The sequence below is a fragment of the Roseomonas chloroacetimidivorans genome (assembly GCF_049629625.1).
Taxonomy (GTDB): Bacteria; Pseudomonadota; Alphaproteobacteria; order Acetobacterales; family Acetobacteraceae; genus Roseomonas; species Roseomonas chloroacetimidivorans.
On sequence record NZ_JBNBZS010000161.1, the window covers coordinates 1 to 6,719 of the forward strand.

Below are 6,719 nucleotides of genomic sequence, written 5' to 3' on the forward strand. Positions count from 1 at the left end.
GGAGCTCGACGAGCCACTCGATGTAGGCGCGCGTCATGCCGTACTCGGCGCTGGCGTCGCTCATCCGCTCAAGCCGCCGCAGCTCCTTGCGGGCCTGCTGCTCGACCTCGGATGGCATGCGGGCCTTGGCGATGGCTTCGGAGAGCTCGGCCAACTCCTGGGACTTGGCGTCGTCCTCGCCGAGCTGGCGCTGGATGGCGGCGAGCTGCTCGCGTAGCACGATCTCGCGCTGGCGCTCGTCGATCGCCGCCTTGGTCTGCTGCCCGATCTCCTGCGTCAGGCGTAACACCTCGATGCGCTGCGCGAGCAGGCGGGAGACCTTGTCCATGCGCTCTGGCAGGTCGACCGTTTCAAGGATGTCCTGCTTCTCATCCGCCTTGGTGTCCATGTAGGCCGCGGCGAGGTCCGCGAGTGCCGCCGGGGATGTCACGGACTGGAACATATTGATCAGTTCGTGCGGCACCTGCGGCAGGAGTTGCAGTGCCTCCAAGGCTTGGTTCTTCAGATGCAGGAACCGGGCCTCGATCTCCGGCCCCTCTCCGCTGGGCTCAGGGATGTGCAGCACCCGGGCGACCGGAAAGGGCCACCCTGCCACGAACTCCGTGATCCGCGCGCGCTGCAAACCCTGGCAGACGATGTGGTGCGATCCGTCAGGCAGCGTGACGTAGCGCACGACATTGGCCACCGTGCAGACCCGGTGCAGATCATTGGGCCCGGGGGCCTCGACCTCCGGGTCCCGCTGCATGACGATGCCGATCTGCCGCTCCTCGCGCAGCGCCTGCTGAGCCGCCGCGACCGACGCGGGGCGGCCGATCGCAATAGGGGCGACAATCCCGGGGAAGAGCGCCGTGCCGCGGACCGGTACCAGGATCAGCGCCTCGGGCGGCACAGACGGCAGGGCTTGGTGCGGGGCGACCTCCACCGGGGCGGCGTCTGGCGCCATTCGGATCCAGCTGGCGGGGTTCACGGCGTGACCCATTCTCATGCGAGCTTGCGCAGAACAATCATGGTGCAACCGTCCACGATGCCGCGGCGCGGCTGGTCGTAGTGCCCGGGCGGGAGCGGGATACAGCGCTCGAATTGACCCTGCGGCAGCTCAAGGCGATGGATAACCGCGTTGCGCAGTTGGGGCGGCAGCGTGCGCCGGCCACTGACAACCAGCGTACCACCCTCGATCTCTACGCGGACCTGTTCCGGCGGGACGCCGGGGAGTGCGACCAGGATGATGAGTTCGCCCTCGGTCTCGATGACATCGGCCGGGGGCACCCAGACCGAGCCGCGCGAGCGGGCGGCGTGCAGGTCAAAGAGCTGGGCGCTGAGCCGCTCGGCACGCGCCAGCATCTCCACAGCTTCGGCGAACATCCAGTTTCGCGACGGACTTCCCGTGCTCATAGGCGCCTCGGTGCTGATAGCGTTGCCCCTGGTCCCGGCGTCGGTCGTCATGTCTTGCACAGAGAACCAGCGAGGAAGTTAGGAACTCGGTGCCGGCTCTCAAGGGTTCCGGCTCTGCGGCATGCTGGTGGAACAAGCCAGGAAGCTGGTGTCTTCATCCCCGGCTGCACGCCCTCCATCCGGCCTGGGTCAACCCGAGCCCAGGGGCTCAGGCCGACCCTTGAAGAACACATACACCTCTGTGCCTGGAAACCCGGCGCTCGCTACTCCGCTTCTGGCGCCACCGTGTCGGCCATGGTCGCACCGCGACGTCCCATGGGCTGCTCCGGTCCTTCGGTGGTGTCCCTCTCCGTCTGCCGTTCCATCTCCGCATCCAGCTCAGCCCCCGCCAGCACGATGGCCGCGGAAATCCAGATCCAGGTCATGAAACCGATCGCGGCGCCGAGCGAGCCATAGGTCTCGTTGTAGCTGCCGAAATGGGAGACATAGAAGGAAAAGCCCGCGGAGCCGAGCAACCAGGCGACGGTCGCGAAGGCTCCGCCCCAGCTGACCCAGCGCCACTTCGCATCGTCGCGGCTTGGCCCGTAGCGGAAGAGGCAGGCGAGCAGGAAGGCGACCGCGACCAGCAGCAGGGGCCAGCGCAAGAGGCGCAGGAGCAGGTCGGCGGTCGGGCCAAGCCCGACGACGTTGAGGACCACGGGCACGGCGATCACGGCACCGATCGCCAGCAGCGCGAACAGGATCGCGCCCAGCGTGAAGGCCAGCGTGACCGCGGTGAGCCTGAGGAAGCTGCGCTTCTCCTTTTCCTCGTAGATGAGGTTCAGCGTATCGAAGGCGGCCTTGGTCGCGGCGTTCGCACTCCAGAGCGACACGGCCAGCCCGATCACCAATCCGACGCCGAGGGTGCCGCGCCCCTGTGCCGCGACACGCTGAACCTGCTCCTCGATGATCTGCATGCCCCCACTCGGGACCACCCCCGACAGCGCGGCGAGGTGCCTGGCGATGTCCCCCGGGTCGGCGAAGAGACCGTACAACGAGACCAGCGCGCTGAGCGCCGGAAACAGGGCAAGCAGAGCATAAAAGGTGATACCCGCCGCCTCGGTCAGCAGCCGGTCCTCCGAGGCCTGCTGCAAGGTGCGGCGCAGGATGTCCCACCAACCGGGGGCGGGGATCTCCGAGGGCGTGTCCGCGGTCCGGCCGCGGTCTCCGCCATCCCGGCGGGACGTGATGGCCCTGCTCCGCTGGGCGGGAGCCCGATCCGTGGCCGGGCCCTGGACCAGACGGGGCGACTCTTCCTCCCGGAAAAGGCCTGCGGCCATGAGGCCGATGACAGCAATGATCATGGCGCGAACTGGGCCGGGCCAGCTCTGTCTCGTCTCCATGAACTCCTCCGGCGTGCTTTGCTCCATGGCCTGGCATCTGCCCCGTGTGACCCGCACTGAGCCTTGCCGCTGGCGCGTCTCTGGGGTGAGCTCGCAGCCCCACTTGGCTGCCCCGCTCGCTCCGTCAGGAGGGGATTGGCCAGGACCTCACAAAGAAGGCCCGGCAGGGTCTCTCCCGCGGGGCGAGTTAGCTGTCCAATAAGACCCTCAGCGGATAGACTCAGGATAACCGGGGATGACGCCAGAACGACTCCGATCTCATCCGGGTTGCTGCACCGCCGCAGGCAATGACTGCCGGCGCATTTTCCCCCAGTCCGCCCCGGGGCGCCCTGGATGTCATCGCCGCCTGGACCAGCGAGGCGACCGCCGCGGTGCCGGCCCGCGGCGCCACTGGCCTTCCCCTGCAGCACGGTCCCGTATCCACCGCGAGATGACCTGACCGTTCCGTTTGAAATTCGGGACGGGCACTCCATCTCCCGCGTGACAGCCTCGGCTGCAGGCCCGTGAGGGCCGCCTCTCCGGGAACCCGCAAGGACCAGCTCCAGGGGGCTCGCAAGGCGTTCGGGGGCGAAGGGCTCGCCTTCTACCTATCCGATTTTTGCCCTTCGCTGGTCCAATACCCGGGGTCGGAAGGCCCGGGTCCCGAAGCAGGCGGACTCCAGGGCCGAGCGCTCGCGTGGCTCCCGAGGCGGTAAGAGGCCCCGCCATATGAGTGTCATCCTTCTGGTCAAGGGCGATAAGGCGCTCCGAGAGATCCTGGCCAAGACCCTCAAGAATGCGCGCATCCGGGTGCTGAAGGCTGAAGACCTTCCTGCAGCGCTGGCTCTCCTGAGCTCAACACCGGACTGCACAGCCCTGATAGGGGATGTCGACTTCAGCGACCCCGTCAATGGCCTCGGCGCCGCCGAGCGCGTGCGCGAGATGGACCTCGATCTCGCCTTCGTCACTATCAGCGGAACTTCTGAGCACTGGCTCAAGCGAAGAGGTACATCCTGGGAGCGGTCCGTCACAAAGACCTTTGAACCGGGCGAACTGGTGGAAGCCTTGCGGGAGCTGGGATCGCCAGATCCTGATGCCCGCTGAAAGCTCGTGCTGGGGCACATCACTTCGCCGCCGACGCTCCGTGCATTTCGAGCAGCGTCACCCTGGTCCCACTGCCGCCTCCAAAGTTCCAAAGCTCCGAGGGATGCGTCGAAGCCAGTCGAGCGGGTCTGGCATTTCTCGAGCGAGCGGTCTCAGCCACCGCCTGCTGGAGGGCTCTGACGCGACCGCCGACGAGCTCTTCTCCGCTTGGAACGCACTCCCGCGCACCACCTCCTCCCTCCTGACAGCGTCCGGGAGAGCCGACGCCCTCCCGGAGCTTGCCAAGCCTGCCTCGGGTCAGCCCTCGTTGCTGGGCGACTGCACCGCAACGAAGAGGCTCTGCCCGTCCCGCAGTAGCCGGAGCGCCACGGCACCGCCATTCGCCCGCGCAGCCTGGCGGATGGCCCTCACTACCGCGTCCGGATCATCCACCCGCCTGTTGCCAACGGCCGTGATGATGTCGCCCGGGCGTAGCCCTGCCTCGGCCGCCGGGCTGCCTGGCCGCACGCCGGCGACCACGGCGCCTTCCGTGCCGGGCGGGATCTCGACCCCCGCACGCCGCGCCTCCTCTACTGTCGCCAGCGCGATGCCAAGCCGCCCGCGGCTCCTGGTCCCCTCCTCCTCGCTCCCCACCTCACCCGCCTCGCGGTCCTGCAGAGCGGCCACGCGGACGGAAAGCTGCCGGTCCTCGCCGTTCCGGCGCGCGGTCAGCGTCGCCTCCGTGCCAGGGCGCAGTTCGGCGACGGCGCGGGCCAGGTCGCGGGGGGAACGCACAGCCTGGTCGTTCACCGCCGTCACCACATCGCCGGGCTGCAGCCCGGCGCGCGCGGCAGGGCTGTTCTTCTCCACCTGAGCGACGAGCGCGCCCTCGGACTTCGGCAGGTGCAGGGCGCGGGCCATGGTCGCATCGACCGGCTGTGTCATCGCGCCGATGTAGCCGCGCTCGACATGGCCGTTCTGCTTCAACTGCTCCACCACGCTCTTCACGAGATTGGAGGGAATGGCGAAGCCAATGCCGATGGAGCCGCCAGAGGGGCTGAAGATCGCGGTGTTCACGCCAATCACCGTACCGTCCAGCGCGAAGAGCGGGCCGCCGGAATTGCCGCGATTGATGGGCGCGTCGATCTGCAGGAAGTCGTCATAGGGCCCGCTGTGGATGTCACGCCCGCGGGCGGAGAGGATGCCGGCCGTTACTGTGCCACCGAGCCCGAAGGGATTGCCGACTGCGATCACCCAGTCACCCGGCCGGGCCCTGTCGGAATCGCCGAGATTCAGGAAGGGCAGCGGCGCGCCGGCATCGACCTTCAGCAGGGCGAGGTCGGTGCGTGGGTCGCGGCCGACGATGCGGGCCGGCAGCTCGCGCCCGTCATCGAGCGTCACCTTCACCTCTGTCGCGCCATCCACCACGTGGTTGTTGGTGACGATGTGGCCGTCGGCATCCACGATGAAGCCGGAGCCGAGTCCCCGCACCTGCCGCGCCGGAACGTCATCCCCACCGCCGAAATAGCGGCGGAACATGCGGTCCTGCGGCGACCCCGGCGGGAAGGGCGACATGCCTGCCTCAGCCTCGGTGCGTGCGGTCATGGTGATGGTCACGACGGCCGGGCGGACCCGCGCGACGAGGTCGCCGAAGCCGGGCAGCGCCACTTGAGGGGCAGCCAGGGCGGGCGCGCCCGGCTGCGTCTGGGTTGGCGCCGTGTTCTGGGCGAAGGCGGGAGCGGGTCGCCAGCCGGCGGCATCGATGATCGCCGTTCCGGCGAGCAACGCCGCCGCAAGCACCGCGCCGCGGCGGCGGCAGGACGATGGGCTCATTCTGCGTGATCCTCCGTGTTTGGGGGCGAGTGATGCCCTGCCGCGACGGGACGCACGCTCCAGAGCCCCTCAAGGGCCGATATGACCTTCAGCTTCGCCTCGTCCGGCAGGGCCTGATTGAGCGCGGCGCAAAGCAGCGAATAGCGGCGCCGAGCCTCGTAAAGCTGGTCGACCAACGAGAGCACGACGGGTAATGTTTCCTCCTCGACCTTCAGATCGGTCCGCAGTTCGTGGATCAGCCTGACCCGGGCGACGTCGATCTCGCGGAACAGGTAGTGCCCGGGTGTGCCTTCGGCATGCAGCCAGGCATTCTCGATCCACCGCTCGACCTCGCTCCGGTCCAGTCCCACGACCGTGCGGCACAGGGCTTCGATGGTGATCATGGCTCCCCCGTCATCGCGCGGCGCGGGTTCGTGGAGTGGCGCGGCGCCCACTCCCGCAGAAAGTGCTCGAGATCCTGATCAACCTCACCGAGCACGATCTTCAAGGTGACGTATTCATCGCCGGCAGGACGGCCGGCATGGGCCGGCACGCCCTTGCCGCGCAATCGCAGCTTTGCACCCGTGTCGGACCGCTTGGGGACGGTCACACTGACGTTCCCGGTCGGCGTCGGGACCGTGATCTTGCCGCCCAGGACGGCCTCCGCCACGGTCACCGGGACCTCGACATGGATGTCGTCGCCCTCCCGCCGGAAGAACGGGTGCGGGGCGATCTGGATCTCGATCAGGGCGTCGCCGGCAGGCCCGCCATTCAGGCCCGGGCTCCCCTGCCCTTTGAGACGCATGACCTGACCATCCTCGATGCCGACCGGGATGCGGACGTCCAGGCTTCGGCCGTCCGGCAGGGTCAGCGTCCGGCTCGCTCCCCTGATCGCATCGAGGAAGTCAACCGTCATCCTGTACTGCTGGTCCTGGCCCCGCATCCGGACATTCGGCCGAGCCCTGCCCTGCGCGGCCTGGCCGAAAAGATCCGAGAAGATGTCGCCGAGATCCTCTTCGCTGAATCCCGATGCGAAGCCGGCCTGCGGTCCGGCACCCGGCCGGTAACGGG

The 6,719-nt window shown here is 68.2% G+C and carries 7 protein-coding genes; 1 reads left to right on the plus strand and 6 read right to left on the minus strand.

Annotated elements, in window-relative coordinates:
* From ACO1BU_RS35440 to ACO1BU_RS35450, 3 genes are all read right to left on the minus strand, one after another.
* Positions 1–943 (minus strand): LON peptidase substrate-binding domain-containing protein (locus tag ACO1BU_RS35440; protein ID WP_424140588.1); only part of this gene is annotated, 943 nt, incomplete at its 3' end.
* Positions 944–981: 38 nt separating this feature from the next.
* Positions 982–1,443: an Hsp20/alpha crystallin family protein gene (locus ACO1BU_RS35445; RefSeq protein ID WP_424140589.1), complete on the minus strand. Its 462-nt coding sequence runs from the start codon at positions 1,441–1,443 to the stop codon at positions 982–984.
* Between the two features lie 212 nt (positions 1,444–1,655).
* The gene (locus ACO1BU_RS35450) at positions 1,656–2,735 is read right to left on the minus strand and encodes a YihY/virulence factor BrkB family protein (RefSeq protein ID WP_424140590.1); all 1,080 of its coding nucleotides are present in this window, start codon (positions 2,733–2,735) and stop codon (positions 1,656–1,658) included.
* 747 nt (positions 2,736–3,482) lie between these two features.
* Between ACO1BU_RS35450 and ACO1BU_RS35455 the strand changes: the two genes are divergently transcribed.
* Positions 3,483–3,857 (plus strand): response regulator, encoded by a 375-nt coding sequence (locus tag ACO1BU_RS35455; protein WP_424140591.1) that lies wholly within the window; start codon positions 3,483–3,485, stop codon positions 3,855–3,857.
* A 297-nt stretch (positions 3,858–4,154) separates the two neighbouring features.
* Here ACO1BU_RS35455 and ACO1BU_RS35460 read toward each other — a convergent pair whose 3' ends face one another.
* The 3 genes from ACO1BU_RS35460 to ACO1BU_RS35470 form a co-directional block, all read right to left on the minus strand.
* Complete coding sequence (locus ACO1BU_RS35460) at positions 4,155–5,669, minus strand: DegQ family serine endoprotease (RefSeq protein WP_424140592.1); 1,515 nt, start codon at positions 5,667–5,669, stop codon at positions 4,155–4,157.
* The gene (locus ACO1BU_RS35465; RefSeq protein ID WP_424140593.1) at positions 5,666–6,052 is read right to left on the minus strand and encodes a chaperone modulator CbpM; all 387 of its coding nucleotides are present in this window, start codon (positions 6,050–6,052) and stop codon (positions 5,666–5,668) included. Before ACO1BU_RS35465 ends, ACO1BU_RS35460 begins: the two co-directional genes overlap by 4 nt.
* Positions 6,049–6,719, minus strand: a 671-nt coding sequence (locus tag ACO1BU_RS35470; RefSeq protein ID WP_424140594.1) for a J domain-containing protein, incomplete at its 5' end; no start/stop codon positions are given. The genes ACO1BU_RS35470 and ACO1BU_RS35465, both read right to left, overlap by 4 nt.

Bases quoted from the DNA above. Each gene is read 5' to 3' on its own strand.
- ACO1BU_RS35460 (WP_424140592.1), bottom strand. From the start codon at position 5,669: ATGAGCCCATCGTCCTGCCGCCGCCGCGGCGCGGTGCTTGCGGCGGCG.
- ACO1BU_RS35455 (WP_424140591.1), top strand. From the start codon at position 3,483: ATGAGTGTCATCCTTCTGGTCAAGGGCGATAAGGCGCTCCGAGAGATC.
- ACO1BU_RS35465 (WP_424140593.1), bottom strand. From the start codon at position 6,052: ATGATCACCATCGAAGCCCTGTGCCGCACGGTCGTGGGACTGGACCGG.
- ACO1BU_RS35450 (WP_424140590.1), bottom strand. From the start codon at position 2,735: ATGATCATTGCTGTCATCGGCCTCATGGCCGCAGGCCTTTTCCGGGAG.
- ACO1BU_RS35445 (WP_424140589.1), bottom strand. From the start codon at position 1,443: ATGACGACCGACGCCGGGACCAGGGGCAACGCTATCAGCACCGAGGCG.